This is a genomic window from Paraburkholderia sp. JPY419 (assembly GCF_050435705.1).
In the GTDB taxonomy this organism is placed as follows: Bacteria; Pseudomonadota; Gammaproteobacteria; order Burkholderiales; family Burkholderiaceae; genus Paraburkholderia; species Paraburkholderia youngii.
Genome location: NZ_JBNDKV010000002.1, coordinates 333,573 through 358,356, shown reverse-complemented (window position 1 = coordinate 358,356; position 24,784 = coordinate 333,573). Strand labels below are relative to the sequence as shown.

The window sequence follows — 24,784 nt, the reverse complement described above, 5'->3', positions numbered from 1 at the left end:
TTTTCGTAGGTAGATTCGTGCGGTGCGAAGACCGCAGTGTGTGCGCGCGATGGTGCGGTGCGGTGATGCAGGCGGGCTGTGCGAAGCCATCTGCGATACCGGGGCACGTGGTGAGACTGCGCTTCATTGGCTCGTATTTAAGAATCGGCAACCCCGAGCGTCAGTGCGATGGCGCACGGAAGCACGTCTTTCGCGCAGGCTACCGTGTAGTCGATGATGAGGGACCGTCATGGATCGGCCGGCCGTCGCGCACGGCAGGGATCGCCGGTTTCGCCAGGTATTTTGACCGCCGGGGGCGTGATGAACTGGAAAACGCTGGAGTTCGATCAGCTATCTGTACGTGAGTTGTATGTCGTGCTGCGTGCGCGCAGTGCGGTATTCGTCGTCGAGCAGGCGCATGTGTGCCTCGACGCGGACGGTCGCGACGAGCGCGCTTTGCATGTGTTCGCGGTCGACGACATGGCACGTCCAATGCCGGTGCTCGCCTATGCGCGGGTGCAGCCAGGCGATTCGGAAGATCCGGAAGTGACGATCGACAAGGTGCTGACGAGTCCGCTGCGGCGCGGCGACGGCACCGCCGAGATGCTGATCGAGCGCGTGCTCGAAGCGGTCGCGGAACGCTGGCCGGGCCGCGCTACGCGCGTGAGTGCGCCGCTTGGCTTGCGCGGGTTCTACGAGCAGTTCGGCTTTCGCAAAACGGAGGGGCCGTACCTCGAACACGGAATACCGTACATCGGTCTCACGCGTCAGGTGCGTGGCGCTCAGGCGCGCCTCGGGCAGCGGCGGCGCGAGCGCGCCGGCGCATCGTTCGCCAACACGTTCGAACTGTTGTGATGCCGGGGCTCAGCCTTGTGCCCGTCCGGACGACGGCACGAGACGCAGCCAGAGCCGGTAAAGCGCGGCGCGCAATTCGCTGGACCCGCGCAGCGAGATGCCGAAGTTCGCTGCGCTCAACGCGAGCGCAGCGACGATCGCCAACAGCAGCGCGTTGATCGAATCCGCGAGCGCGAGCGCGACGAGCAGAAACGCCAGATGCGCGAGCATGTTGCGCACGATCGTCCACGCATGCAGCCGTGAGAAGGCGAGCAACACCGAGTAATCGAACAGCGCCTTCAACACGACGACGACCGCCGCGCCCATGATGCCGAACCCGTGGATGCCGCACCACAACGCGCCGGTGAAGAACGGCAACTGAAGCCAGCTGACGCTTGCTACCGCCGCGGGATGGGTCTGCGCCTGCAACAGGCTGCCGAGGATGCTCGACTGGCCGCTCAGCCACACGCCGACGATCAGCACGCTCGCGACCGGCGCCGAGGCGGCAAGCTGCGGACCCAGCCACAGCAGCAGGAACGGCTTCAAGGCGAACAGCGCGACGATCACGCACGGCGTAAAAGCGCCATTGAGAAACGCGAGCGCGTGGTGCGCGAGCGCGTCCGCATCCTCGCGCGACGCGGCCGACATACGCGGAAAGAGCGTGCGCACCATCGCGAGCGGCAGCAGGTTCAATCGATTGATCAGGTTTTGCGGCGTCGCGTAGTAGGTGACGAAGCGCGCGCCGAGCAGTCCGCCGACGAACACGCGGTCGAGGGTCGAGGCAATCATGTTGGCGCCGGAAAACATCAGCAGCCAGCGGCCGTAGCGGAACAGCCCGATCATCACGCGCCATTGCGGTAGCCGCATCCGGCGAATGCCGAGCGCGCGAATGGCGGCCACGCCGAGCATCAGGCCGGCGATGAAGCGCGCGATCACCGCGGCCGGAATCACGAACGCCAGCGACGGCGAAAAGCAGAAGATCGCCGCGATCGGCAGCAGCTGGAACAGCGCGGTGCCGAGCATCTGGTTGATGTTGTAGCTCGCGAAGCATTCGACGCCGGTAATCGCACCCGCGAAGACCCACGTGACGTTCGTGATCGGCACCGCGACCGCGATCCACGGCAGGCTCGCCATCACTTCATGCTGGAACGCCGGCTCGATTTTTACGCCGTAGGTGATGTAGACGATGGTGCCGCCATAAATCAGCGCCCCGCCGATGATGCCGGTGCCGAGATTCATGAACCACGCGCTCCAGAAAATCGGTTCGATCGAATCGTCGTTGGTCGCGCGCGCCTTGGCGATCTGGTTTTCCGTCGCGAGGCTGGTGCCCAGATCGAGGACGCTGAAGTAGCCGATCAGCGCCCACACCAGATTGATCACCCCATAGCGCTCGGCGCCCAGCAGATGAATGTAGGCCGGCACGGTCACGAGGGACACGAAGGTCGGCGCGACGGCTCCGGCAAAGTTGATGAAGATGTTCCTGACGATGCTTCGTTCCATGGTCCCTTGTCCGGCCGGTGACGGGCGAGCCTATCGTATGACTTTCCCGTCGGCGCCGTCGCAGGTCTTGCATCTTGCCCCCAGGCGCCGCGTGGCTGTGTGGGTGGCCGTACAGATGGCCGCGATCGGAGGGAGTTAAATGGCAATGGTCATAGGGTAGCGTGGTGGTTGGCCACGAGCCTTGGCGTCGCGCGCGGGCGCGCCCGCACCTTCTCCATCACCTGATGCTCGCGGCACGCGCACCGCAGCCGCCGGCATTCAATGCAGCGCATGAACGACGCGATCAGCCGCGTTTCGGTCCATGCGCGGGGCGTGCTGCACTGCACAGCATGCTCATGGGCACACGCGAGCCCAGCTCGATTCGGAGCCCAAACCAATGTAGCGGGACGCACATATGGGCGACAGCGCCTTTGTTGTAATCACATGAAAAGGAAGAAACGTAAGGAGCGGACAGTGAGACCCATCGTCTTCGACGGCAACTTCGGCTGGTTGCATTCAGCCCACGGCCCGGATGGCGTTGTGATGTGTTCCCCGTTTGGCTATGACACGCTGTGCACGTATCGCGGCATGCGCCGGCTCGCCGAGCGCCTCGCCGCCCGCGGCATACCGGTGCTGCGCTTCGACTACCCGGCGAGCGGCGATTCGGCCGGCGATCCGACCGACGCCGGCCTGTGGCGCGCGTGGATCGACAGCGTCAAACAGGCGGTCGCGCAGCTGCGCGCGGCGACCGGTGTCGAGCGGGTCAGCTTGTGCGGTCTGCGTCTTGGCGGCATGCTGGCCGCGCTTGCCGCGCAGGAACTCGGCGACGTGCACGGTCTCGTGCTGATGTCGCCGGTGCTGTCGGGCAAGACTTATCAGCGCGAATTGCGCGCGCATTACCGGCAGTGGCTGGACGATCCGGCTGCGATGGATTGCGTGGTCGAGCCCGATACCGACGAGTTCGTCGAAGCGTACGGCTTCCGCATGTATCGCGACACGCTGGAAAGCCTGCACACGGCGGATCTGTATCGCGCGACGAGCCGGCCGGCCGCGCGCGTGCTGCTGCTCGATTCACTGAACCCCGTGCGCACCGGTGCGCTCGCCGCGCATTACAGTGAACATGGCGTCGAGCTCGAGCGTCACCCGTTCGACGAATACAGCCGCTTCATGATGGAGCCGCTCGAAAGCGAAATACCGCACGCCGCGTTCGAGACCATCGAGAACTGGCTGCTCGCGGGCAGCACGCGAACCAGCCACGCGGTAGCGCGCGTGCCCGAGCGAGGCGAAGAGCCGGCGGGCGGCCATTATGTCGCGCCGACGCTGCACGAGACGCCGGTATGGCTGAACGACGGCAAGGTGTTCGGCATCTACTGCCGGCCCGACGGCGCCGCGGCGGCGCACGCGCCGGCGGTGCTGCTGCTCAATACCGGCGCGGTGTCGCGGATCGGCAACGGGCGTTTCGGCGTACATTTCGCGCGGCGTCTTGCCCGCCAGGGGATCGCTTCGCTGCGCATCGACGTCGGCGGTGTCGGCGACAGCATGCCGTCATGCGACACGCTGAGCCTCGACGCGCTGTACTCGCAATCGAGCGCCGCCGACGCCGCATGCGCATCGCGCTGGCTCGTCGCGCGCGGTCATGCGGGCGCGGTGCCGGTCGGCATCTGCTCGGGCGCCTATACCGGCCTGCATGCCGCGACGCGCGAACCCGCGGTGGTGGGCGCGGTGATCGTCAACGTACAGAAGTTCAGATGGCACAACGTCTGCGACGAACACGGCAAGCCGATGATCCCGGTGTCCGCGTTCGGGTCGACGCGCAACTACATGCGCTCGATGAAGCAGCCGGGCAAATGGCTGCGCGTGCTCAAGGGCAAGACGGGCGGCTGGGGCCTCGTGCGCGAGCTGGTGGTACGGCAGCTCGCGAAGACCGGCGAAACGCTGGCCGACCGGATCGAGCGGTTGTGCGGCCTCGAACTCGGCGCGCGGGATGAGCGGCACCTGTTCGCCAACCTCGATGCGCGGGGCGTCGACACGCACCTGGTGTTCGGTGTGCTCGACGAAGGCGTCGAGGAGCTCGAGCGCTACTTCGGTGCGCGCGGCACGCGGCTCGCGCGCTTCACGCGCATTCATGTGGCCTTTTGCAAGCACACCGATCACGCGATCCTGTCGTCGGTGGCGCAGGAAAACATCATGTCTTACGTCGAGAACGTCTATCGCGGCGGCTTCACGAAGCTGCGTCAGCCCGACAGCGCCGCGCTCGACGGCGAACTGCACAGGCAGCACCCGGAACACGGTGAGCATCGCGGCCCGGGGGCGTTGCGTCCGTTCGGAGAAGCATAGGGGAACACGCGGCGGACAGAGGGGCACGCGCGTACGACCAGAAACGATTGCGACCACGAGGCACCTGCTGGCGTCATGCCGGCCGGTGAACAGGAGTTGCATTCGAGAGGATCGCAAATGAACCGAATAGTAGAGCCAGGTAATCCGCTGGCGCTGGGGGCTCGAGCCGCAGCCGCGCTTCACGAACTGACCGTGCAACCGGTGATCCTCGTGGGCGACTCCGGTACGAGGCCGTGGCCGCTGTCGCGCGAACGTAATTCGAAGCAACTGGCCGGTCCGATGGACGACCGCGCGCTGCTCGAAGCGACGCTGCGTTGGCTCGACGATGCACTCGACTCGGCCGCGCACGACGCGGCCCGTACCAGGCCGTCCGCCGCGCCGCTGGTGGTCTGCCGCGACGAACCGCGGCTGCCTGCGCTAGAGCGAGTCGAGTGGCGGTACCGCAGGCCTGCGCGCTTGCTGCTCGAACCGATGGCGCGCAACACCGCGCCGGCGCTGAGCGTCGCGGCGCTCGCCGCGCGCGCGTCGGCTGTGGCTGGCGACGATCCGATCCTGGTCGTGCTGCCCACCGATCATCCGAGCGCCGATCACACTGCATTCGGTGCGGCGCTCAACGAGGCGCTCGCGCATGCCTCGCGCGGCGCGATCGTCGCGTTCGGGGTGCCACCGCAGCGCGCGGCGATCGGCTACAGCTATATCCGCACCGCCGCGCCCTTGGGCAACCGGGGCGCGCGGACGATCGGGCGCTTTGTCGAGAAGGCCGATGCAGAGCTTGCCGAGCGCTACTTCGCCGCGGGCGAGTACTGGTGGAACTGCGGCATGTTCGTGGTGCGCGCGTCGGTATGGCTCGACGCGATCGGCTTGTGCCGTCCGCTGATCGCGGCGGCCTGCAAGGACGCATTCGCGGGCGCGAGCATCGACGATGCCGGCGCGGTGCATCTCGCGCGCGACGCGTTCGCCGCGTGTCCGTCCGACTCGGTCGGCCATGCGGTGATGGAGCGCATCGGTACCGACGCGCGTCTTCTCGGCGTGACGGTACCGCTCGGCGCGGGCTGGCCGGACGTCGGCGCGCCCATGCGCGTCAATGGAGGTCAAGCCGAGGAGCCAGCCGATGAAGCGCGGTCGCCGTCATTCGACGAGCGGCGCTTTCGTCATGCGCTCGGGCGCTTCGCAACCGGCGTGGTGGTGATCTCGACCGGCAGCGGCGACAGCCTTCACGCGATGACCGCCAACGCGTTCATGTCGGGGTCGCTGAAGCCGCCGCTGATCGTCGTGTCGGTCGGACATCGTGCGCGCATGCATGCGCGGCTGATGGAAGCCGAGCTATTCGGCGTCAGCGTGCTGTCGGAGGCGCAGGAGTCGCACAGCCGCCATTTCGCGGGCGAGGCGCAAAGCCACCTCACGCCGACTTGCGCACCGCGCTTCGCGGCGGTCGACGGCCTTGCGGGCGTCGTGCTGCTCGAGCACGCGGCCGCGCGCTTCGCCGCGCGCGTGGTGGACCGCCATCCGTGCGGCGACCATACGCTGTTCGTCGGCGAAGTGCTGGTGTTCTCGCTCGACGAGCACGCGCCGCTGCTGTTTTTCGGCGGCCGCTATGCGTCGGTGGCGGCGAGCGCGTCGAACGAGGATTCGGCGTGATGCGATTGCCATCGCATGTTTGTTCGCCCGAGCACGCAATCGCCGGACCACGTCCGTGCAAATCAGACAATTTCGTCACGCCAACGTGCGAATGCGCACTAATTAAACCGGGTAACGCAGGCACGCTTTGACGGGCGAGCTTTGAGCCTGGCGGAACAGATTGCGTTACATGAACGAAACAAATCTTCAGAGGGATAACCCTGTCAGGAAGTGTCCCAACTGGCGCATCCGTTTCGAAGCTAGCAACGTATCGGAAAACGATCCTATTTGCATAAGAGATACGTACGGGCCCTTCATTAACAGGCCACGCGGGGTCAACACCGCTTCGGGGATATGTCATGGAACACGCAAACAAGGATCGCTCGCTGGTGAGCAAGGTGATGGACGGGCTCGTCAGCGGCATCGTCGAGGAAAAGTACGGCGCGATTCTGCCGCCGCAGGATGTGCTGTCGAAGGAATTCGACGTGAGCCGCACCGTGATGCGCGAGGCGCTATCGATGCTGCTCGCGCGCGACATGCTCGACGTGCGCCCGAAGATCGGCACGCGCATCCGGCCCATGAGCGACTGGCGCATGATCGACGAGGACGTCGTCAACTGGCGTTTTCGCGCGAAGCCCGATCCGATGTTTCTGCGTGACGTGATCGAGTTTCGCATCCTGATCGAACCGCGCGCTGCGGCGCAGGCGGCCGCACGCGGCAGTGCCGCGGATGTCGCGGCGATTCGCGAGGCGTTCGAGGCGTTTCGCGTGATCCGTCCGGGCGAGCCCGCCTATCAGGAAGCCGACGAGCTGTTTCACACGCGTATCGTGATCGCGAGCGGCAACCAGTTCTTCAAGCAGATGGCCGCGATCATTCGCGGCGCGCTGTCGACCGTCGCCCCGATCGTGCATGACCGGACCGGGGTGTGGGAGAGCGCGATCGCGTCGCATCAGCGCGTCGTCGAAGCGATCGAGCGGCGCGATCCGAAGGAGGCCGAGATCGCCTCGCTGGCGATGATCGATTACGCGGCCGAGGAGATCGGCGGCCGGTTTTCCGCGGAGCCGCCGGCGCGGGTTTGAGACTCGGTGTGAGCGTCGGTTTGAGCCTGGTTGCTTGAGTGCCTGGCCGCGACAGCGGCGGCGCGGGTCTCGAAGGTCGGTGCGCGGCTGCGATGTCGCATGGTTCGGATTGGCCGGGTTCGCCGCATTCTCAAACGGCATCGGCGACAATAGCGGCTGTTCCGAACCGCATGGACCCTCGCACAACGATGACAGACACGACAGCGGCACCGCAGGCAGCCACCGCCCAACCGACCAATCGGGCAGCGCAGGACACCACTTCATCGCGTGAGATCCGTTGGGGGATCGTCGGCACTGGCCGGATTGCGCGCCGCTTTGCGCAAGGTCTCGCCTTCGTGCCGCGCGCGCGGCTCGCCGCGCTGTGGTCGCGTCGCGTGGAACCGGCTCAGGCGTTCGCCGATGAATTCGGCGGTACCGTTTGCGACAGTTTCGATACGCTGCTCGCGAGCGGCATCGACGCGCTCTATATCGCGACGCTGCAGGACAGCCACGCCGACTATGCGATCGCCGCGTTGCAAGCCGGGCTGAACGTGCTGTGCGAGAAACCCGCGTGTATCAATCGTGCGCAGCTCGAGCGCGTGCTCGAGACCGCGCGCGCTTCGCAACGGCTTTTCATGGAAGCGATGAAGCCGCCGTTCTATCCGCTTTACAGAAGGTTGCGCGAGCACCTCGCGGCCGAACCGATCGGCGAGGTCAGCCTCGTGCGCGCGGGCTGCTCGGTGCCTGGCGTGCCGGCCGATCATCCGTCGCTGTCGTTCGAGCACGCGGGCGGCGCGCTGCTCGATATCGGCATCTACGAGATGTTTCTTGCGGTGGATTGGCTCGGCGCACCATGCGACGTGCAGACCTTCGGCCGGCTCGGCGCCACCGGGGTGGATACGTTCGCGAGTCTGAACAGCCAGCACGAGCGCGGCGGCATCGCGCAGCTATTCTGCGGGCTCGATCTGCATGGCAAGGGCGATGCGCTGCTGATGGCCAAAGGCGGTCACGTGACGCTGCACGAGCCGTGGTGGAACCCGTCGCGCGCGAGCATCCGTTACGCGGACGGCCGCGTCGTCGAACTCGACGAACCGTTCGAAGGCGGTGGTTTGAACTACGAGACCGCGCATTTTTGCGAGCTGATTCGCGCGGATGTGCTGGAGAGTCCGCTGATGCCGCACGACACGTCGCGACAGATGATCGCGATGGCCGACGCTGCGCGCGCGGCGTTGGGGCTGAAGTTCGCTGGCGAATGAGCCACAGCGGCAAAGGAAAAGCAGTGGGCGCCGCTCAGTGCCGCGTCGGCAGGGACAGCCGCCGCTCGTACCAGCGCTGCGCCCACTCGAGCACCTGGCACAGCACCCAGTACACGGCCGCGGCGGCCAGATAGAGCGGCAGCGGCTGATAGGTCGACGCGATCATTTCCTGCGCGCTGCGCAGCAACTCTGTCACCGTGATCACGGACACGAGCGAGGTGTCCTTGACCAGGCTGATCAGGCTGTTCGACAGACTCGGCACCGCGATGCGCAGCGCCTGCGGCGCGATCACGTAGCGCAGAGTCTGGCGCCGCGACAGCCCAAGGCTGTACGACGCGAGCCACTGGCCCTGGTGAATGCCCAGAATCGCGCCGCGCATGCTCTCGGACAGATAGGCGGCGACGTTCGCCGACAGCGCGATCACGCCGGCCGGCGTCGGTTCGAGCGAGATGCCGAAGCTCGGCAGACCGTAGTAAATCACGAAGATCTGAACCAGCAGCGGCGTGCCGCGCATCACGCTCACATAAACGCGTGCGATCCAGTTCAGCGGCCGGCTGTGGCTGATCCCCATCAGTGCGAGCACGGCGCCGCCGATCAAGCCGAAGATCATCGACAGGATCGCGAACTTGATCGTCAGCAAGGCGCCTTGTGCGAGTACCGGCAGCGATTGGAGCAGCAGGGATGTGATGGACATGGGTAGTGTTCTTATTGACGCACAAAGCGCACATCATAAACTTTGGCGCGCGTTCAGGCGCGGGTCGCGCAATGCGGCTCGGGGTATACGTGACGCGCGGTTCGGGTCCAAGGCCCCGCGCGGGCCGCATAAACGCGAAGGGCGGCATCGTGATCGATGCCGCCCTTCGTTTGACTGCACGGGTGTTACTTGATCGGCTTGCTGACGTCGATGCCGAACCATTTGTCCGAGATCTTCGTGAAGGTGCCGTCCGCTTCGAGCTGGGTCATCGCATCCTCGATCGCCTTTGCGAACTGCGGGTTGCCCTTCCGGAACGGAATGCCCGACGGGTTGCCCGGGCCGACGTTCGCGCCGGTGCGCAGCGGCAGGTTCGAGTTCTTCAGCAGGTACGCGAGCATCAGACGGTCGTTCAACGCCGCGTCGAGCCGGCCGGCGGCCAGGTCGCGCAGGTATTCGGGCGCGCCCGGATAGGTCTTCACGTCGATGCCGGGCACCGACTTCGCCATGTCCATGTAGTTCGTTCCGAGACCGACGCCGAGCTTCTTGCCCTTCAGGTCTTCGAGCGACGTGAACTGGCGCGTGTCGTCCTTGCGCTGGATCAGTTGCGCGGCCGAGTACGTGTACGCCGGCGAGAAGTCGAGGGTCTGCTTGCGCGCGTCGGTGATGCCGACCTGGTTGACGATCACATCGAACTTGCCCGCCTGCAAACCGGCGATGATGCCGCTCCATTCGGTCGTGACGAACACCGGCTTCACGCCGAGCTTGGCCGCGACGGCCTTGGCGATGTCGACGTCATAGCCGACCAGCTCGCCCGACGGCGCTTTGGAGTTGAACGGCGGGAAGGTGCCTTCGAGACCGACGCGCAGCGTGCCGCGCTGCTTGACCTGGTCGAGCAGGTCTTCCGCGTGCGCGGCGACGGCGGTCAACGACGCGCCGATCAGCGCGGTGGCGAGGAGTTTCTTCAGCAGGCCAAATTTCATCGTGTTCCTTTGTACGTCTGACGTTTTGACGGTCGAGAGCATAGCAAACGAGACTATCGCAATCTAAATACCGTTTGTTTATGTCTATATGCACCGCCGGTGCGGATGCTTAGCGCAGCGCCTGCGCGCATTCGGCGACGAGCGCCGGACCGCGGTAGATGAATCCAGTATAAAGCTGCACCAGTGACGCGCCGGCCGCGAGCTTCGCTCGTGCGTCTTCCCCCGAGAAGATCCCGCCGACGCCGATGATCGGTACCGCCTCGCCGACTTCGGCGCGCAGCTTGCGGATCACTTCGTTCGACGCGTCGAACACCGGCTTGCCCGACAGGCCGCCGGCTTCGTCCGCATGCGGCATGCCGGTGACGGCAGCGCGCGACAGCGTCGTGTTGGTCGCGATTACGCCTTCGAATTGGTGGCGCAGCAAGGTGTCGGCGATCGACTTGATCTGCTCGTCGTCGAGGTCCGGAGCGATCTTCAGCGCGAGCGGCACGAGCTTGCCGTGCATGTCGGCGAGCCGTTGCTGCTTGTCCTTCAGCGCGGCGAGCAGCGCGTCGAGTTCGTCGGCGCCTTGCAGCTGGCGCAGGTTCTTCGTATTCGGCGACGAGATGTTGACCGTCACGTAGCTCGCGAACGGGTACACGCGCTCGAGGCAGTACAGATAGTCTTCAGCGGCGCGCTCGATCGGCGTGTCGGCGTTCTTGCCGATGTTCAGACCGAGGATGCCGCGATAGCGCGCGGCCTGGACGTTCTTCACGAACTGGTCGACGCCGGCGTTGTTGAAGCCCATCCGGTTGATCACCGCGTTCGCTTGCGGCAGCCGGAACATGCGCGGGCGCGGATTGCCCGGCTGCGCGCGCGGCGTCACGGTGCCCACTTCGATGAAGCCGAAGCCGAGCGCCGCCAGACCGTCGATGCACGCGCCGTCCTTGTCGAGGCCGGCCGCGAGTCCGACCGGGTTGCGGAACGTGAGGCCCATCACGGTGCGCGGCGAATCCGGCACGCGCGCGGCGAGCGCGCCGGCGATGCCGGTGCGGCCGGCGGCGCCGAGCATGCGCAAAGTCAGATGGTGAGCGTCTTCCGCGTCCATGCGAAAGAGTTGGGCGCGAACGAGCGGATAAAGGGAACTGAACACGGGATGAAGCCGGACGGCCGGAAAATAGGAACCCGCCATTTTACCGGCTTTGGGCTTTGATGAGACTGGTAGGGCGTTGCTGGCGGCGAGCAGGGCCCGGCGACGACTCGGCGGACGGCGCTTCGGCTACGGCCTGAGCGGACCGCGTCGTCCATGCATCGGCAGATCGACCGGCGGAAAGTCGATGCTGGCCGGATCGAGCACGCGCCACTCGCCGTCGATCAAGCCTTCGAGCGGCCGGAAATTCGCCTTGTACGCCATTTTCGGGCTTTCGCGAATCCAGTAGCCGAGATACACGTACGGCAGGTTCAGGCTGCGCGCCTGCTCGATCTGCCAGTAGATGTTGTAGGTGCCGAAGCTCGCGTGCGGCAGGTTCGGCTCGAAGAACGTGTAGACCGACGACAACCCGTCGCCGAGGATATCGATCATGCTGATCATTCGCAGCGCGCCCTGTGCATCGGGGCGCGGATCGGGCCGTCCATCGGGACGCAGCGGCGCTGGCTCGCGAAACTCGACGAGCCGCGAGTTGATCCGGCTTTGCAGCAGGAACTGCTCGTACTGGTCGCGGCTGTCGCGATCCATGCCGCCGCCTGCGTGGCGCGCCGACTGATAGCGCATATACAGCGCGTAATGCTCTTCGTCGTAATGCAGCGGCGCGACGGTCGCGATCAGCTCGCCGTGTTTTCTCCACACACGCCGCTGCGTGCGGTTCGGCTGAAAACGCTCGACCGGCACGCGCACCGGCACGCATGCGCGGCAGCCGTCGCAATACGGACGGTAGGTGAACACGCCCGAGCGCCGGAAGCCGGCCTTGACGAGATCCGTGTAGACGTCCGAATTGATCAGGTGACTGGGTGTGGCGACCTGCGAGCGCGCGATGCGGCCGTCCAGGTAACTGCAGGGATAGGGCGCCGTTGCATAAAATTGCAGCGCGGAAAGCGGCGAAAGAGGCAGCTCGTTGGGATGAGTCACGTTGGCAGCTCTCGAAGCGTCTCTGGTAATGCAAACCCGGCGCGCCTGGCGGTTGATGCCGCGATTCGATGGGCGGCGGACCCGGATTCGGCCTGATTTTTCCTACGCCACGCGCACGAGGATTTCGAGCAGGGCGGTCTTGTCGAAGCGCCAAGGAATGGCCGGTGCGCCGACAGACGCGCGAACATGCGCGACGAACGCCTTGCGCGCTATCTCGCGGCCGCCGAGCGACGCCAGATGCGACGTGTTCTGCTGGCAGTCTATCATTTCTATTTCGTGACGTCGCAAGTGCCCGACCAGCGCGGCCAGCGCCATTTTCGAGCCGTCGGTGACGTCGGTATACATCGATTCGCCGAAGAACATCCGGCCGAGCGACACGCCATACAAGCCTGCTACACGCTTGCCCTCGAACCAGGTTTCGATGCTGTGCGCGTCGCCGAGGCGATGCAGCGACGAATAGGCTTCGACGACGTCGGCGGTGATCCACGTGCCGCGCTGGCCGCGGCGCGGCGCCTGCGCGCAGGCGCGCATCACGGCGGCGAAATCCTGATCGACGCGGATTTCCCACGCGTCGTCGCGCAACATCCGCTTGAGCGTCTTGCGCAGCGACGGTGACAGCTTGAATTCGGCGGGGCGCAGGATCATGCGCGGATCGGGGCTCCACCACAACACCGGCTGGCCGTCCGAATACCACGGGAAAATGCCGCGCCGATAAGCGTCGATCAGGCGCGACGGCAGCAGATCGCCGCTTGCCGCGAGCAGACCGGGCGCGCCGCTCGCGGCGCCGAGCGCGCGCTCGACGGGCGGAAACGGATCGTCAGCTCCGAGCCAGGGAACCATGCGCCGCTCAACCTTCGCGCAGGGAGCGGAAGATGTCGCCTGTATGCAGGCCGAAACTGCCGGCCGCGCGGTCGGCGAAAAAAAAGCGCAGCGTCTGGCCGACGGTTGGAAACGCGATCTCGCCCCACGGAATCTCGTGCTCCTCGAACAGCTTCACTTCGAGGCTTTCTTCGCCGGCGGCAATGTCGAGATCGAGCAGCCGCGCCATGTAGAACAGATGCACCTGATGCACGTGCGGCACGTTCAGCAGCGAAAACAGGTTCTGCACCTCGACGCGCGCGCCGGCTTCCTCGAGCGTTTCGCGCGAGGCCGCTTCGGCAGTCGTTTCTCCCATTTCCATGAAGCCGGCGGGCAGCGTCCAGTAACCGTAGCGCGGCTCGATCGCGCGGCGGCACAGCAGCACTTTGTCGTCCCACACGGGAACGGTGCCGACCACGTTACGCGGATTCTGATAATGCACGGTGCCGCAACTGCTGCATACGAAGCGCTCGCGATTGTCGCCCGGCGGAATGCTCAGACTGACGCCGTGGCCGCAGACAGAACAGAATTTCATTGGAAAGGGGACGAGAAAGGGTGATAGGAGTTTATCACCCGGGCGGGCGATTACTGAGGCGCCGGCGGGGACTGCGCGATGGGAGGTTCGATGCGGCGAGCGCCGCCGCGTCTGACACGCTTGACGGTCGATTTTCGAATGCGCTCGTCAGATCGTGGCCACAAAAACAAAAAAGGGTTACACGCCAATGCGTTGTAACCCTTCAAAGATTTCGTTGTGGTTGCGGGGGTAGGATTTGAACCTACGACCTTCGGGTTATGAGCCCGACGAGCTGCCAGACTGCTCCACCCCGCGTCCGTCGAAGAAAAGATTATAGACCAGCCAGACAGACAGCGCAATAGCCATGTAAGGATTGGCTTCATTGCGCTTTGCGCCGCGACCGCTACGTCACCTATCGGAAAGACTCCGGAAAGCCGCGCGCGGACGCTGCGCTAGAATTCAGATTCTCCACGCGGCTCGCCGGATCTTCACGACGGCGACCTCTTCGACTCTGATCCTCCGACCCGTTCTAAACCCCATGGATATCGCTCACGATCTTCAGGTCATCGCTCTTCAGGAAAAGACCCTCGTGTTTCCCCGTTTCGATGCCGATCGTGCGTGGCAAGTCGGCGCGTATTTGCACGAGGTCGCGAAAGCGCGCGGCATTGGCGCCGCGATCGACGTGCGCACATTTGGCCAGCCGCTGTTCTTCAGCCTGCTCGACGGCGCGACGCCCGACAACGTCGACTGGGTGCGCCGCAAGGGCAACACTGTCGCGCAATTTCGCCGCAGCTCGTACGCGATCGGTTTGAAAATGCAGCTCGCGGGTGCGACGCTCGCCGACAAGCACGGTCTGCCGGCCACCGAATACGCATCGCACGGCGGCGCGTTTCCGCTGACGGTGGAAGGCGCGGGCGTGATCGGTTCGATCACGGTGTCCGGTCTGCCGCAGCGCGCCGATCATGAACTCGTGGTCGAAGCGCTGTGCGCGCATCTGGGTCACGATTACGGCAAGCTCGCGCTCGCGAAAAGCTGACGCGATGCGCGTACCCCCGTATGCGCTGCTCGCGATCGCGATCGTCGCCGAGGTCATTGCGACTTCCGCGATGCGGGCCTCGGACGGTTTCTCGCGGCTGCTGCCGTCGATGGTCGTCATGCTCGGCTACGGCATTGCGTTCTATTGCCTGTCGCTGACGCTCAGGAGCATTCCGGTCGGCATCGTCTATGCGATCTGGTCCGGTGCCGGGATCGTGCTGATCACGCTGGTCGCGCTGGTGCTGTACCGGCAGGTACCCGACGTGCCGGCGATCATCGGGCTGGGATTGATCGTCGCTGGCGTCGCCGTGTTGAATCTCTTCTCGAAGATGCAGGCGCATTGAGCGCCCGCGCATGCCGCCTCGGTTGCCGCACGGAACATAAGTCGGCTTATTTGCAGCGCACGATCATCGAGCGGCCTTTCACATTCGCCGACGCCACGTTCGTGACGCTGCCGCCAGCGGTGCCACCCTCGTCGTTATCTTTCGACACGATGTCGTAGCCGGTTGCGCCGCAGGCCTTACCCGCTTGCACGTAGCACGAGGCCCAGCTCGAGCCGGCGTTGGCGCCGCTGCAGTTGACCGCGAAGCCGGTCTGGCCGTTCGGCAGATTTATCAGCGTGGTCGTGTTAGACGACGCGCAGCCGCCGAGCCCCGCGGCGAGCAGCAGCGCGGCGGGCAATGCGGCAATCAGCGACGCGCGACGCACGAAGGCAAGCGCGGCGCTGGATCGGAGGCGGTGGAATCGGCCGGCGCGCCGCGGTTGCGTCGTGAAATGCATCGTGTTGTGTCCTTTCATTCAGATGGAGGTTGCTGCCGGGCTGGAGCCGGTCGGTGTGGAACGCGAGGGCGCGCGCCAAGGCTCAGGTCGCCTCGACGGTGATGCCCGCCGCGCTGACGAGCCGCCGGGCTTCCTCGCCTTCTTCGGTGGCCGCGTCTTCCCAGATGCTGATCGCTTTTGGGATGTCGATCCCATGACTTTCGGCGTACTCGAACCAGCGGTTCGCCGCATCCGGCTCGGGCAGTTCGTGATTCTGCAGAAAATATTTTCCCATATTGCGCTCGCTGGCCTCGAAATGGTGTCGTCATAGTACCTTTTGACAGCATGGAGCATGCCGATGTGAACCGTTCGACCAGCGCGCGTGGCTGACGTGCGGCGCGGCCGCGGTGTGGGGCGAAAGTGCGGCTCGCGAGCGCGCAGAACTTATCGCGCTGTAACGCGCCTTATCGTAATGGGGCGGGCCGCCCGCACACCTCCGGTGCACCGGCGCGCCGCATGCTGAAGCATCAAGGCGGCGCAGTCGCGACTGGCGCCAGCTCCGCAACCGCAACAGGAGGACGAAGATGGCTGAACGGGTCAGTGGCCCTTATCGCGGCTATTACATCAGCGCCACCGCGCGCCTCGTGCCGGGGGGCAGCACGTCGGGCGCGTCGGGCGAAGCGCACGCCAAAGCGGATGGTACTTACGTCGGCTCGGTCAGCCTCGCCGAAGCCGGCCCGGACGATCCGCATCGGATGGAAACGTTGCTCGAACTCGGCGACCGGCAACGCTTCACTAGCGAAGAAGAGGCGCTCGCGTTCGTCGAACGGGCGGCGCGCGAATATGTCGACCGCTTGCTGGATGGGCAGTGAGCGTGTCGGCGATTCCCGCGCGATGCCCTGAATCAGGCGCCCGCGCACGCTGGACCGTGATCCGGCGGCGCGGGTACCATAGCGGAACCCGCGCGGATCGGCGGCGCACAGCGGCTTTCCACGCGTGTTACGTTCCCGCCGCCACCTTTTGATGAGGCGACCATGGAAATCCGTTTTCCCGAAGACGCGCCTGCTTACCGTGACTCCAATCTGACCGTCGTGTTTTCAGCGCTGGTGGACGGTGAGCCGGTGCCGTGCGCGATCTCGGTGGAAGCGCTCGAGGATCATTTCGGCGCTTACAGCGAGGATCTCGACGGCTGGCTGCGTGCGTTCGATGCGGGCCGGCCGCGCATCGAGGCCGTTGCGCGCGAGCATTTACAGATCAGCAACGGCACACCCGTGCTACTCAAGAGTGGTCACTTTCCGCCAGGGCAGATGGCAGGCTGAGCGGAACTTTCCTTCCACCAACGCATCGCCAACGCGTTGCCGCTAATTCACGCCATGCGCCGGCACTGCCTCGCGCGCCGCTTCGAAGCACTGCCTGATCCCTTCCTGATACGAAGTCTTGCTGAACGGCCCGATCAACGTCGCCAGCGCGGAATCGTCGAGCACGATCGGCTCGGTCAACAGATAGTTCATCTCGACCAGTTCGCGCATCAGCGGATTGAACAGCCCGAGCACGCGCAGCATGCCCTTGCCGGCCACCATCAGCTTCGGCTCGCGGCCCGCGAGCGCGTAGGCCTCGTGCGCCACTTCGCGCTGCGTGATCGTGCCGGCGCCGCCGAGATGCCACCAGCGGCCGTAAGCCTCGGGTGTGCGCGTGAGTCGTTCGACCACGGGGCCGACATCCGGCAGAAAGATGAATTCGTGCGGCACGTCGATGGGACCGAGAACCTGTGCGCGCTTACCGGTAGCGGCGCCAACGAAGACACCATGCAACAGGCTGCGCTCAACCCCCGGTCCGTAGAAATCGGGCAGCCGCAATACCAGCGTTTCGAGACCTTTCCGGCCATGCGCGGCCAGCACGAGCTTTTCCTGTTCGAGCCGCATGCGGCCCTTGAACGTGTGCGGCTCGCGCGGATGATCTTCGCGAATCGGATTGCCATGCGCGCGGCCATACGGATACACGGTGCCGATCAGAATGAAGCGCTCGACGCCGGCGGCCGTCACGCCAGCCAGCGTTTTCTCCATCAACGGCGGGTGCTGCGCGAACTGGTCGTAGGGCATGCCGACGAGATAGATCACGGTTTGCAGACCGGCGGCCGCGGCGCGAATCGAGGCGTGGTCGTCGGGGTTCCAGGTGACGATCTCAGCGTGCGGGTCGTCACCGAAGCTGCGTTGCAATGCCTCGCGCGAGCGGCCGACCACCCGATAATCGCGGCCCGCCGCACCAAGCGCCGCGGCAATGCTTTGACCCGCTGCGCCCGCGGCACCGAATAAACCGACCTTTCCCGTGGCTTGCATGACGACTCCTTCAGATGGCGGCGCGACCTCATCGCGTGTGCACGTGGCGACTCAGTTCGACCGATGAAAATGTACTGAACAGTGTTCAGTAAACAGCGTTCAGTTTAATTTGACTTTTCAGTTTGTCAACCTGAAAATTGCGAGTCATGGGAATCGCTGAACGAAAACACCGCCAGAAACAGGCGCTGCGCGAACGCATCCTCGATGCCGCGCGGCGTATCGTCGTGCGCGAGGGCTTTGCCGCGCTGTCGATGCGCAAGATCGCCGACGCGATCGAATATTCGCCCGCCACGTTGTATCTGCATTTCGCGAGTCGCGACGACATCGCGCGGGCCTTGTGCGAGGAGGGTTACGCGCAGTTGCTCGCGACCTTCGTGCCGCTCGTGCAGATCGCAGATCCCGCCGAACGGCTGAAGGCGCTCGGGCGCGCGTACGTCGCGTTTGGCGTCCAGCATCCGGAAACGTACCGGCTGATTTTCATGGAGGATCCGAGCTATACGGGCGCGGCGCTCGGTGGCGCGGCGGCGGGCGCAGGCAAAGACGGCGGAAACGGGGACGATGCAAGCGCGAACGCCGGGACCGGTGGTTCAACCGCGTCCCGAAGCAACGCCGACGACGACCCCGGCGACGCCGCGCTGCACATCATGATCGACGCGCTAGACGAGTTGCGAGCAGCGGGGCGTCTGTCGGCGTCGGTCGCATCGATGGAGTCGGCCGTGTGGGCCGAGGCGTTGTGGGCGAGTCTGCATGGCATCGTCGCGCTGAATCTCACGTGTCCGGTGTTTCCGAGTGCGCCGCTCGAGACGCTCGTCGGCGTAACGCTCGACGCTTGGCTCGGCGCGCCGCAGCCCGTGGCAGCGGGCGCATCGAAGAGCGCCGCAGTGCGCGGCAAGAAAACCGTCGCGCGGCGCCACTCTGAGCCTGCCGAATCCACGGACCCGGCTCCCGAGCCCGCCACCAAACGCAAAGCAGCAGGCCCGTGATAACGTTCAGTTCCACGTCAACCCGCGCCGCCGCGCCCAGCTTTCCATGCCCACGTCCGCCTCGCCCGCCACTAGCGACGAAATCGCGACCCACGTAACCAACCGCATCGGTTTCATCGAACTGGAGCGGCCGAAAGCGCTGAATGCGCTGTCGACGAGCATGATTCGCGCGATCCACGCGGCGCTCGACCAGTGGCGCGACGACCCCGAGGTGCTGGCCGTCGTCGTGCGCAGCCGGCATGAGCGTGCGTTCTGCGCGGGCGGCGACATCCGCTTCATGTACGAGGCGGCGCAACGCGGCGACCAGCAGGCCCGCGATACATTCTTCAGCGAGGAGTACCGGCTCAATCACGCGATCTTCGTGTATCCGAAACCGTATATCGCGTTGATGAACGGCATCGTGATGGGCGGCGGCATGGGCATTTCGCAGGGCGCGCATCGCACCGGCGGCCTGCGCGTCGTCACGCAATCGACGAAGATGGCGATGCCCGAAACCCGTATCGGCCTCTTTCCGGACGTCGGTGCGAGCTGGTTTCTCGCGCGCACGCCCGGCGCTCTCGGCCGCTATCTGGCGGTGACGGGCGAGACGATCGGCGCGGCCGACGCGTTGTACGCGGGCCTCGCCGATGTCTACATCGACGACGCGGCGTTGCCCGCGCTCGTCGCTACGTTGAGCCGCGAACCGTTCGAGCGCGGCGCGGATGTGGTTGCGTGCGTCGAGCACGAAACGCTCGCTTATCAAGTCGCGCCGCGGCCCGAGGAGAGCGCGCTCGCGAAGGCGCGCACGTTGATCGACCGGCATTTCGCGCAGCCCGACGTCGCGCGGATACTCGCGTCGCTCGAACAGGAGCGCAAGCGCGGCGGCGACGCGGCGGAGTGGGCCGAGCGGACGATCGCGGTGCTGCGCGAGCGCTCGCCGCTGTCGATGGCGGTCTCGCTCGAAGTGGTCACGCGCGCGGAGGGGTCGATGGCCGACGTGCTGCGTGTCGATCTCGATCTGACACGTTCGAGCTTCCTGCTCGGAGACACGGTGGAAGGCATTCGCGCGCGCATCATCGACAAGGACAACGCGCCGCGCTGGCGTTTCGCGCGCATCGAGGACGTCAACCAGGCCGATGTGGAGAAGATGTTCGACAGTCCGTGGCCGGCGGACGAGCATCCGCTAGTCGCTCTGCGCGGGTGAACGTGCACTGAGCGTGCACTGAGCGCGCACAGAACACGCCGCCTCGCGAACCCGCCCGCGAAAATCTACGCGTTGCGCGTATTCACGCGCGACGCGCTCATTCCTCGGCCTCGCTCGCCATGAACGCGCGCATGAACACGAGCGCGCCCCAGCCCCACATGGCATTCGCCGCGAAGCCCACCGCGAGGCGCGGCAGCATGTTGCCGCTCGGCCAGATGCCGCGCAGCGGATCGACGACGAACACGCTCGCCGCCGTCAGCACGATGCCGCCGAACACGAACGCCGGTACCCAAGGCGCGTGCCGATGCGGCGCGACGCGCAGCAGCCAGGCCATCAGCACGGCCCAGCACGCGCTCCAGATTGCGTTCGCGATGAATTCAGGCAGGCCGAGCGGCAAAAACGGCGCGGTCGAAAAACCGGTGGGGTCGATCATGCCGGCGGCGTGCATCAGCGCCAGCGTCGATTCGCGGAAGAACAAAGAAGCCAGAAAACCGGCGACGAACGGCAGAATTATTTTGTGCATGCATTGCACCGGCAACGTACTGGCGACGCGAATCGCAACGCCTGTACCGGGTGATTGGAAACGAGCGCCATTATATCGATCGGGGTGCGGCGGCCGCGGCCGCGTGTGTAAAGCGCAACAACCGTATGCGGTAGCGCCGGGCTAATCACGAAAGCGGAATTCCTAAGCTAAAAAAAATCGTTCAAAAGCCGCGGACCGCTCCATAGACTGTTTCCTCATGCAGACGGCGCGGGTGTCGCCGTCATCCGTTAAATCGAGCGCACCACGCGCACGTTGGTCGAGGAAAACCGTCGCAATGTCGAGCCTCATGCCGAATCTCCGTTGCCGCAGGGTCCGCGCACGGTCGTGTTCGCGGTGTCGTCCGCCCGGCGCATAGGCTTTCAGCGCTTTTGCCGGTGGCCTGAGCCCACCGTCCGTTTCGCAATCCTTCAACACCTCGCAGCGCCTTGCCGGTTGCCGGCCCGATGCGCGCGGCCGGCGCTCGCGCCCACCGTTTTCTTTCAAGAGCAGGCAGGAGCAACAACATGAATGTGTTCTGGTTCATTCCGACTCACGGCGACAGCCGCTATCTCGGTACGTCCCAAGGCGCACGCGCAGCCGATTACGACTACTTCCGGCAGATCGCCGTCGCCGCCGATACGCTCGGCTACGAGGGCGTGCTGCTGCCGACCGGCCGCTCGTGCGAGGACGCCTGGGTCGTCGCGTCGAGCCTGATTCCCGCGACCCAGCGGCTCAAGTTCCTTGTCGCGATTCGCCCGGGACTGTCGTCGCCGGGGCTCGCCGCACGCATGGCGGCGACGTTCGACCGGCTGTCGAACGGGCGGCTGCTGATCAACGTGGTGACGGGCGGCGACGCGGCCGAACTGGCCGGCGACGGCGTATTCGTCGATCACGACACGCGCTACGAAATCACCGACGAATTCCTGCATATCTGGCGCAAGCTGCTTACGGCCTCGCACAGCAACGAAGCGATCGATTTCGACGGCGAGCACCTGCAATCGAAAGGCGGCAAGGCGCTGTATCCGCCGGTGCAGAACCCGCATCCGCCGCTGTGGTTCGGCGGCTCGTCGGCGGCCGCGCACGATATCGCGGCCGAGCACATCGACACCTATCTGACGTGGGGCGAGCCGCCCGAAGCGGTCGCAAAGAAGATCGCCGACATTCGCGCACGCGCCGCGGCACGCGGCCGGCAGATCCGCTTCGGCATCCGTCTGCACGTGATCGTGCGCGAGACCGAGGAAGAAGCGTGGGCCGCCGCTGACAAGCTGATCAGCAAGCTCGACGACGACACGGTCGCGCGTGCGCAGGCGTCGTTCGCGAAGATGGATTCGGAAGGCCAGCGCCGCATGGCCGCGCTGCACGGCGGCAAGCGCGGCGGGCGCGAACAGCTCGAGGTGTATCCGAATCTGTGGGCGGGCGTCGGGCTCGTGCGCGGCGGCGCGGGCACTGCGCTGGTCGGCAGTCCGGAGCAGGTGGCCGCGCGTATGAAGGAGTACGCGGCACTCGGCATCGAGACGTTCATCCTGTCCGGCTATCCGCATCTCGAGGAATCCTACCGCTTCGCCGAACTCGTGTTTCCGCTGCTGCCGCAACGCCTCAGCAAGGTCGCCAACGGGCCGCTGTCGGGGCCGTTCGGCGAAATCGTCGGCACCAGCGATCTGCCGAAGGCGGCGAGCGCGAGCTGATCGAGCGGCAAGGAGAAAAGCCAACATGAGTGACACTGCTTTGAAGGCGGCTACGGGGGCAACCCCGCAGCCCGCGTCCACCACGCGCGCTGACGGGTTGCGCCGCTTCGGCGCGCACCTGGTGCCGTGGCTCGCGCCCATCGCGATCCTGCTCGCGTGGGAAATCGCCGCGCGCAGCGGCGCGCTGTCGACACGCGTGCTGCCTGAGCCGCTCGCAGTCGTGAAGGCGGCCTGGTCGCTGATCCAGTCCGGCGAAATGTGGGCGGACGTGAAGGTCAGCACGTGGCGCGCGGTGTCGGGCTTCGCGATCGGCGGCGGCATCGGCCTCGTGCTCGGTCTCGCGACGGGTTTGTTCAAGCCTGCGGAAATCGTGCTCGATTCGACGGTGCAGATGATCCGCAACATCCCCGCGCTCGCGATGATTCCGCTCGTGATCCTGTGGTTCGGCATCGAGGAACAAGCGAAGGTGTTCCTCGTGGCCCTTGGCGTGTTCTTTCCGGTCTATGTGAACACCTTCCACGGCATCCGTTCGGTCGATGCGAACCTGATCGAGATGGCGCGCAGTTATGGCGTCAAAGGTTTCGCGCTGTACCGCCACGTAATCCTGCCGGGCGCGCTGCCGTCGATTCTGGTCGGCGTGCGCTTCGCGTTCGGCCTGATGTGGGTCACGCTGATCGTCGCCGAGACGATTTCCGCGCAATCGGGCATCGGCTACATGACGATGAATGCGCGCGAATTCCTGCAAACCGATGTGGTGGTGGTCGGCATTCTGCTGTACGCGGCGCTCGGCAAGCTCGCGGACATGCTCGCGAAGATCCTCGAGCGCGTGTCGCTGCGCTGGCATCCAGCATATCAGCGAGGAGCAAAAGCATGAGCGCAACGACACTATCGACGACCTTCGGCGGCATCGCGGGCAGCGACCTCGAGACCGAGCTCGCGCAGCCGCGGCTCGCGGATCACGACGCGAACGAGGCCGCGGAGATCGAGCGGGACGGGGCAGCCGGCTTGCAACCCGCCGTTGCATTGGCCCGTAGCGACGCGCGCCCCGCAAGCGACTACGCGGTGCAATTGCGCGGCGTCGGCAAACGCTATGGCGAGCGCGAGGTGCTGTCGGGCTTCGATCTGTCGATCGAGCGCGGCAGCTTCGTCGCGATCGTCGGCCGCAGCGGCTGCGGCAAGTCGACGTTGCTGCGACTCGTCGCCGGTCTCGAAGAAGCCAGCTCGGGCGTGCTCGAAAAACGCGCCGGCAGTGGCGGTCCGCTCGACACCCGCATCATGTTTCAGGATGCGCGTCTTCTGCCATGGAAAAGCGTGCTGCAGAACGTGATGCTCGGCCTCGGCGGCGGCCGGGGCGCGCGCGACGATGCGCGCGCGGTGCTCGCCGAAGTCGGCCTGCTCGAACGCGCGAACGACTGGCCCGCGCAACTCTCGGGTGGTCAGCGGCAGCGCGTCGCGCTAGCGCGCGCGCTCGTGCATCGTCCGCAACTGCTGCTGCTCGACGAGCCGCTCGGTGCGCTCGATGCGTTGACGCGCATCGAAATGCACACGCTGATCGAACGGCTGTGGCGCGAGCATCGTTTCACCGCGCTGCTCGTCACGCACGACGTGCACGAAGCCGTCGCGCTCGGCGACCGGAGTTTTGTTGATCGAGGAGGGCCGCATCGCGCTCGATCAGCCGGTCGCGCTTGCGCGGCCGCGGGCGCGGGCGTCGGCGGGCTTCGCCGCGCTCGAAGATCACGTGTTGCAACGCGTACTCAAAAACGCGCCGAACGACGACACGCTCGCGCATCGCGCGTACGAGCCCTATGACCCGTACGGCTTGCCGGAACCGGGCCGTCTGACGCGGCCGACCGAGGTGCGCTGGGCCGTCTGAGCTTTCCAGCAAATCGATCCCATCTGATCCATTCCGTTATCAACCGCTTCTGTGGAGTTATCTGAAATGAGCATTTCCGCCATCAACGTGCGCAATCAATTCAAAGGCAAGGTCAAGGAAATCATTCGCGGCTCGGTGGTGTCCGAAGTCGACGTGGAGACGCCGTTCGGCATCGTCACGTCGGTGATCACGACGCGCTCGGTCGACGAACTCGAACTGAAAGTCGGCTCGGAGGTGGTCGCGCTCGTGAAGTCGACCGAGGTGTCGATTGCGCGGCTTTGACGACGTTGCGCTAGCGCGAGCGTCGTGCGCAGCGGCTACTTCGCGTTTGCGCCGCTTGCTGGCGGCTCGTGCGACATGTGGTCGTTGGTCGGCTTCGTCGGTCGCTTGATCGGCATGTTGTCCGGGTTGCTCGAACCTCCGGCGCCCGATGCCGCCTCGGGCGGTTTGGCCATCGGCGCATGGCTGTCCGGCGGCGCGCTGGACGCCGTCTGCGCGACGGCGTTCGCGCCGCTCGCGAGCAGCGCCGCCAGCGCTGCAGCAGTGGCCGTTAGGGTGGCCCAATTGCCTCGCTTCATGTCGTTCTCCTTCGATGTCGCGCGTGTCCGTAGACACGCGGCTGTGTGCACGATTCCCTAGTAGCAGACTGTGTTCCGGGGCCGCTGCGGGCGCGCACGCCTGCATCCGCCGATGAAAC

The 24,784-nt window shown here is 65.5% G+C and carries 27 protein-coding genes, 1 tRNA gene and 2 pseudogenes; 16 read left to right on the top strand and 14 right to left on the bottom strand.

Annotation, left to right across the window (positions count from 1 at the left end; genetic code table 11):
• Positions 1-300 precede the first annotated feature (300 nt).
• Positions 301-834 (top strand): GNAT family N-acetyltransferase, encoded by a 534-nt coding sequence (locus QFZ91_RS07905; protein ID WP_429566865.1) that lies wholly within the window; start codon positions 301-303, stop codon positions 832-834.
• A 9-nt stretch (positions 835-843) separates the two neighbouring features.
• Here the strand turns inward: QFZ91_RS07905 and QFZ91_RS07900 are convergent, their stop codons facing one another.
• Entirely contained in the window at positions 844-2,313 is a 1,470-nt protein-coding gene (locus tag QFZ91_RS07900; RefSeq protein ID WP_429566864.1) for an oligosaccharide flippase family protein, read from the bottom strand.
• A gap of 453 nt (positions 2,314-2,766) precedes the next feature.
• Between QFZ91_RS07900 and QFZ91_RS07895 the strand changes: the two genes are divergently transcribed.
• The 5 genes and pseudogenes from QFZ91_RS07895 (at position 2,767) to QFZ91_RS07875 (ending at position 8,560) form a co-directional block, all read left to right on the top strand.
• A complete protein-coding gene (locus tag QFZ91_RS07895; RefSeq protein ID WP_429566863.1) occupies positions 2,767-4,629 on the top strand; it encodes an alpha/beta fold hydrolase in 1,863 nt (620 codons plus the stop codon).
• A 75-nt stretch (positions 4,630-4,704) separates the two neighbouring features.
• Positions 4,705-5,688, top strand: a pseudogene (locus QFZ91_RS07890) (sugar phosphate nucleotidyltransferase); the annotation flags it as partial.
• A 15-nt stretch (positions 5,689-5,703) separates the two neighbouring features.
• A complete protein-coding gene (locus tag QFZ91_RS07885) occupies positions 5,704-6,267 on the top strand; it encodes a flavin reductase family protein (RefSeq protein WP_429568608.1) in 564 nt (187 codons plus the stop codon).
• Between the two features lie 338 nt (positions 6,268-6,605).
• On the top strand, positions 6,606-7,325 hold the full coding sequence (locus QFZ91_RS07880) for a FadR/GntR family transcriptional regulator (RefSeq protein ID WP_368597323.1): 720 nt from the start codon (positions 6,606-6,608) through the stop codon (positions 7,323-7,325).
• Positions 7,326-7,513: 188 nt separating this feature from the next.
• Positions 7,514-8,560, top strand: a complete 1,047-nt coding sequence (locus QFZ91_RS07875; protein ID WP_429566862.1) for a Gfo/Idh/MocA family protein — start codon at positions 7,514-7,516, stop codon at positions 8,558-8,560.
• 34 nt (positions 8,561-8,594) lie between these two features.
• Here QFZ91_RS07875 and QFZ91_RS07870 read toward each other — a convergent pair whose 3' ends face one another.
• The 7 genes from QFZ91_RS07870 to QFZ91_RS07840 all read right to left on the bottom strand — a co-directional run bounded on the left by QFZ91_RS07870 (position 8,595) and on the right by QFZ91_RS07840 (position 14,025).
• On the bottom strand, positions 8,595-9,254 hold the full coding sequence (locus tag QFZ91_RS07870; RefSeq protein WP_176108727.1) for an amino acid ABC transporter permease: 660 nt from the start codon (positions 9,252-9,254) through the stop codon (positions 8,595-8,597).
• A gap of 185 nt (positions 9,255-9,439) precedes the next feature.
• Complete coding sequence (locus QFZ91_RS07865) at positions 9,440-10,234, bottom strand: cystine ABC transporter substrate-binding protein (protein WP_429566861.1); 795 nt, start codon at positions 10,232-10,234, stop codon at positions 9,440-9,442.
• A gap of 109 nt (positions 10,235-10,343) precedes the next feature.
• Positions 10,344-11,366 carry a quinone-dependent dihydroorotate dehydrogenase gene (locus tag QFZ91_RS07860; protein ID WP_176108725.1) on the bottom strand — a complete coding sequence of 341 codons (1,023 nt, stop codon included), beginning with the start codon at positions 11,364-11,366 and terminating at the stop codon, positions 10,344-10,346.
• 126 nt (positions 11,367-11,492) lie between these two features.
• On the bottom strand, positions 11,493-12,338 hold the full coding sequence (locus QFZ91_RS07855; protein WP_429566860.1) for an arginyltransferase: 846 nt from the start codon (positions 12,336-12,338) through the stop codon (positions 11,493-11,495).
• A 102-nt stretch (positions 12,339-12,440) separates the two neighbouring features.
• On the bottom strand, positions 12,441-13,178 hold the full coding sequence (aat, locus tag QFZ91_RS07850; RefSeq protein WP_429566859.1) for a leucyl/phenylalanyl-tRNA--protein transferase: 738 nt from the start codon (positions 13,176-13,178) through the stop codon (positions 12,441-12,443).
• A gap of 7 nt (positions 13,179-13,185) precedes the next feature.
• On the bottom strand, positions 13,186-13,731 hold the full coding sequence (locus tag QFZ91_RS07845) for an NUDIX hydrolase (protein ID WP_176377918.1): 546 nt from the start codon (positions 13,729-13,731) through the stop codon (positions 13,186-13,188).
• A gap of 217 nt (positions 13,732-13,948) precedes the next feature.
• Positions 13,949-14,025, bottom strand: a tRNA-Met gene (locus QFZ91_RS07840).
• A 223-nt stretch (positions 14,026-14,248) separates the two neighbouring features.
• Between QFZ91_RS07840 and QFZ91_RS07835 the strand changes: the two genes are divergently transcribed.
• Entirely contained in the window at positions 14,249-14,746 is a 498-nt protein-coding gene (locus QFZ91_RS07835; RefSeq protein ID WP_368582814.1) for a heme-degrading domain-containing protein, read from the top strand.
• 4 nt (positions 14,747-14,750) lie between these two features.
• Complete coding sequence (locus QFZ91_RS07830; protein ID WP_429566858.1) at positions 14,751-15,089, top strand: DMT family transporter; 339 nt, start codon at positions 14,751-14,753, stop codon at positions 15,087-15,089.
• Between the two features lie 46 nt (positions 15,090-15,135).
• Here the strand turns inward: QFZ91_RS07830 and QFZ91_RS07825 are convergent, their stop codons facing one another.
• Positions 15,136-15,525 carry a hypothetical protein gene (locus QFZ91_RS07825; RefSeq protein ID WP_429566857.1) on the bottom strand — a complete coding sequence of 130 codons (390 nt, stop codon included), beginning with the start codon at positions 15,523-15,525 and terminating at the stop codon, positions 15,136-15,138.
• 82 nt (positions 15,526-15,607) lie between these two features.
• The gene (locus QFZ91_RS07820; protein ID WP_176377915.1) at positions 15,608-15,799 is read right to left on the bottom strand and encodes a hypothetical protein; all 192 of its coding nucleotides are present in this window, start codon (positions 15,797-15,799) and stop codon (positions 15,608-15,610) included.
• Positions 15,800-16,088: 289 nt separating this feature from the next.
• Here QFZ91_RS07820 and QFZ91_RS07815 point away from each other — a divergent pair, with 289 nt between their 5' ends.
• Positions 16,089-16,376 carry a hypothetical protein gene (locus tag QFZ91_RS07815; protein ID WP_176377914.1) on the top strand — a complete coding sequence of 96 codons (288 nt, stop codon included), beginning with the start codon at positions 16,089-16,091 and terminating at the stop codon, positions 16,374-16,376.
• 162 nt (positions 16,377-16,538) lie between these two features.
• Complete coding sequence (locus QFZ91_RS07810) at positions 16,539-16,823, top strand: DUF1488 domain-containing protein (RefSeq protein ID WP_013089272.1); 285 nt, start codon at positions 16,539-16,541, stop codon at positions 16,821-16,823.
• Between the two features lie 42 nt (positions 16,824-16,865).
• Here the strand turns inward: QFZ91_RS07810 and QFZ91_RS07805 are convergent, their stop codons facing one another.
• On the bottom strand, positions 16,866-17,840 hold the full coding sequence (locus QFZ91_RS07805; RefSeq protein ID WP_429566856.1) for an NAD-dependent epimerase/dehydratase family protein: 975 nt from the start codon (positions 17,838-17,840) through the stop codon (positions 16,866-16,868).
• Between the two features lie 146 nt (positions 17,841-17,986).
• Between QFZ91_RS07805 and QFZ91_RS07800 the strand changes: the two genes are divergently transcribed.
• Positions 17,987-18,823 carry a TetR/AcrR family transcriptional regulator gene (locus QFZ91_RS07800; protein WP_176377912.1) on the top strand — a complete coding sequence of 279 codons (837 nt, stop codon included), beginning with the start codon at positions 17,987-17,989 and terminating at the stop codon, positions 18,821-18,823.
• 46 nt (positions 18,824-18,869) lie between these two features.
• Positions 18,870-20,006, top strand: coding sequence for an enoyl-CoA hydratase/isomerase family protein (locus tag QFZ91_RS07795; RefSeq protein ID WP_429566855.1), 1,137 nt, complete (start codon positions 18,870-18,872; stop codon positions 20,004-20,006).
• 97 nt (positions 20,007-20,103) lie between these two features.
• Here QFZ91_RS07795 and QFZ91_RS07790 read toward each other — a convergent pair whose 3' ends face one another.
• A complete protein-coding gene (locus QFZ91_RS07790; protein WP_176108714.1) occupies positions 20,104-20,529 on the bottom strand; it encodes a hypothetical protein in 426 nt (141 codons plus the stop codon).
• A gap of 162 nt (positions 20,530-20,691) precedes the next feature.
• Entirely contained in the window at positions 20,692-20,838 is a 147-nt protein-coding gene (locus QFZ91_RS07785) for a hypothetical protein (RefSeq protein WP_176119944.1), read from the bottom strand.
• A gap of 215 nt (positions 20,839-21,053) precedes the next feature.
• On the opposite strand from QFZ91_RS07785, the gene ssuD reads away from it, so the two are divergent.
• From ssuD to QFZ91_RS07765, 4 genes and pseudogenes are all read left to right on the top strand, one after another.
• Positions 21,054-22,214, top strand: a complete 1,161-nt coding sequence (gene ssuD, locus QFZ91_RS07780; protein ID WP_429459480.1) for an FMNH2-dependent alkanesulfonate monooxygenase — start codon at positions 21,054-21,056, stop codon at positions 22,212-22,214.
• A gap of 25 nt (positions 22,215-22,239) precedes the next feature.
• Positions 22,240-23,088: an aliphatic sulfonate ABC transporter permease SsuC gene (gene ssuC, locus QFZ91_RS07775; protein WP_429566854.1), complete on the top strand. Its 849-nt coding sequence runs from the start codon at positions 22,240-22,242 to the stop codon at positions 23,086-23,088.
• Positions 23,085-24,087: pseudogene (locus tag QFZ91_RS07770) on the top strand (ATP-binding cassette domain-containing protein). Before ssuC ends, QFZ91_RS07770 begins: the two are co-directional and overlap by 4 nt.
• Positions 24,088-24,153: 66 nt before the next feature.
• Positions 24,154-24,369: a TOBE domain-containing protein gene (locus tag QFZ91_RS07765; protein ID WP_008922916.1), complete on the top strand. Its 216-nt coding sequence runs from the start codon at positions 24,154-24,156 to the stop codon at positions 24,367-24,369.
• Positions 24,370-24,404: 35 nt separating this feature from the next.
• Here QFZ91_RS07765 and QFZ91_RS07760 read toward each other — a convergent pair whose 3' ends face one another.
• A complete protein-coding gene (locus QFZ91_RS07760; RefSeq protein ID WP_176119940.1) occupies positions 24,405-24,665 on the bottom strand; it encodes a hypothetical protein in 261 nt (86 codons plus the stop codon).
• Between the last annotated feature and the right edge of the window lie 119 nt (positions 24,666-24,784).

Bases quoted from the DNA above. Each gene is read 5' to 3' on its own strand.
- QFZ91_RS07790 (WP_176108714.1), bottom strand. From the start codon at position 20,529: ATGCACAAAATAATTCTGCCGTTCGTCGCCGGTTTTCTGGCTTCTTTG.
- QFZ91_RS07800 (WP_176377912.1), top strand. From the start codon at position 17,987: ATGGGAATCGCTGAACGAAAACACCGCCAGAAACAGGCGCTGCGCGAA.
- QFZ91_RS07785 (WP_176119944.1), bottom strand. From the start codon at position 20,838: ATGAGGCTCGACATTGCGACGGTTTTCCTCGACCAACGTGCGCGTGGT.
- QFZ91_RS07810 (WP_013089272.1), top strand. From the start codon at position 16,539: ATGGAAATCCGTTTTCCCGAAGACGCGCCTGCTTACCGTGACTCCAAT.
- aat (WP_429566859.1), bottom strand. From the start codon at position 13,178: ATGGTTCCCTGGCTCGGAGCTGACGATCCGTTTCCGCCCGTCGAGCGC.
- QFZ91_RS07875 (WP_429566862.1), top strand. From the start codon at position 7,514: ATGACAGACACGACAGCGGCACCGCAGGCAGCCACCGCCCAACCGACC.
- ssuC (WP_429566854.1), top strand. From the start codon at position 22,240: ATGAGTGACACTGCTTTGAAGGCGGCTACGGGGGCAACCCCGCAGCCC.
- QFZ91_RS07905 (WP_429566865.1), top strand. From the start codon at position 301: ATGAACTGGAAAACGCTGGAGTTCGATCAGCTATCTGTACGTGAGTTG.
- QFZ91_RS07865 (WP_429566861.1), bottom strand. From the start codon at position 10,234: ATGAAATTTGGCCTGCTGAAGAAACTCCTCGCCACCGCGCTGATCGGC.
- QFZ91_RS07765 (WP_008922916.1), top strand. From the start codon at position 24,154: ATGAGCATTTCCGCCATCAACGTGCGCAATCAATTCAAAGGCAAGGTC.
- QFZ91_RS07820 (WP_176377915.1), bottom strand. From the start codon at position 15,799: ATGGGAAAATATTTTCTGCAGAATCACGAACTGCCCGAGCCGGATGCG.
- QFZ91_RS07795 (WP_429566855.1), top strand. From the start codon at position 18,870: ATGCCCACGTCCGCCTCGCCCGCCACTAGCGACGAAATCGCGACCCAC.
- QFZ91_RS07870 (WP_176108727.1), bottom strand. From the start codon at position 9,254: ATGTCCATCACATCCCTGCTGCTCCAATCGCTGCCGGTACTCGCACAA.
- QFZ91_RS07760 (WP_176119940.1), bottom strand. From the start codon at position 24,665: ATGAAGCGAGGCAATTGGGCCACCCTAACGGCCACTGCTGCAGCGCTG.
- QFZ91_RS07830 (WP_429566858.1), top strand. From the start codon at position 14,751: ATGCGCGTACCCCCGTATGCGCTGCTCGCGATCGCGATCGTCGCCGAG.
- QFZ91_RS07845 (WP_176377918.1), bottom strand. From the start codon at position 13,731: ATGAAATTCTGTTCTGTCTGCGGCCACGGCGTCAGTCTGAGCATTCCG.
- QFZ91_RS07885 (WP_429568608.1), top strand. From the start codon at position 5,704: ATGCGCGTCAATGGAGGTCAAGCCGAGGAGCCAGCCGATGAAGCGCGG.
- QFZ91_RS07900 (WP_429566864.1), bottom strand. From the start codon at position 2,313: ATGGAACGAAGCATCGTCAGGAACATCTTCATCAACTTTGCCGGAGCC.
- QFZ91_RS07825 (WP_429566857.1), bottom strand. From the start codon at position 15,525: ATGCATTTCACGACGCAACCGCGGCGCGCCGGCCGATTCCACCGCCTC.
- QFZ91_RS07835 (WP_368582814.1), top strand. From the start codon at position 14,249: ATGGATATCGCTCACGATCTTCAGGTCATCGCTCTTCAGGAAAAGACC.
- QFZ91_RS07880 (WP_368597323.1), top strand. From the start codon at position 6,606: ATGGAACACGCAAACAAGGATCGCTCGCTGGTGAGCAAGGTGATGGAC.
- QFZ91_RS07815 (WP_176377914.1), top strand. From the start codon at position 16,089: ATGGCTGAACGGGTCAGTGGCCCTTATCGCGGCTATTACATCAGCGCC.
- ssuD (WP_429459480.1), top strand. From the start codon at position 21,054: ATGAATGTGTTCTGGTTCATTCCGACTCACGGCGACAGCCGCTATCTC.
- QFZ91_RS07805 (WP_429566856.1), bottom strand. From the start codon at position 17,840: ATGCAAGCCACGGGAAAGGTCGGTTTATTCGGTGCCGCGGGCGCAGCG.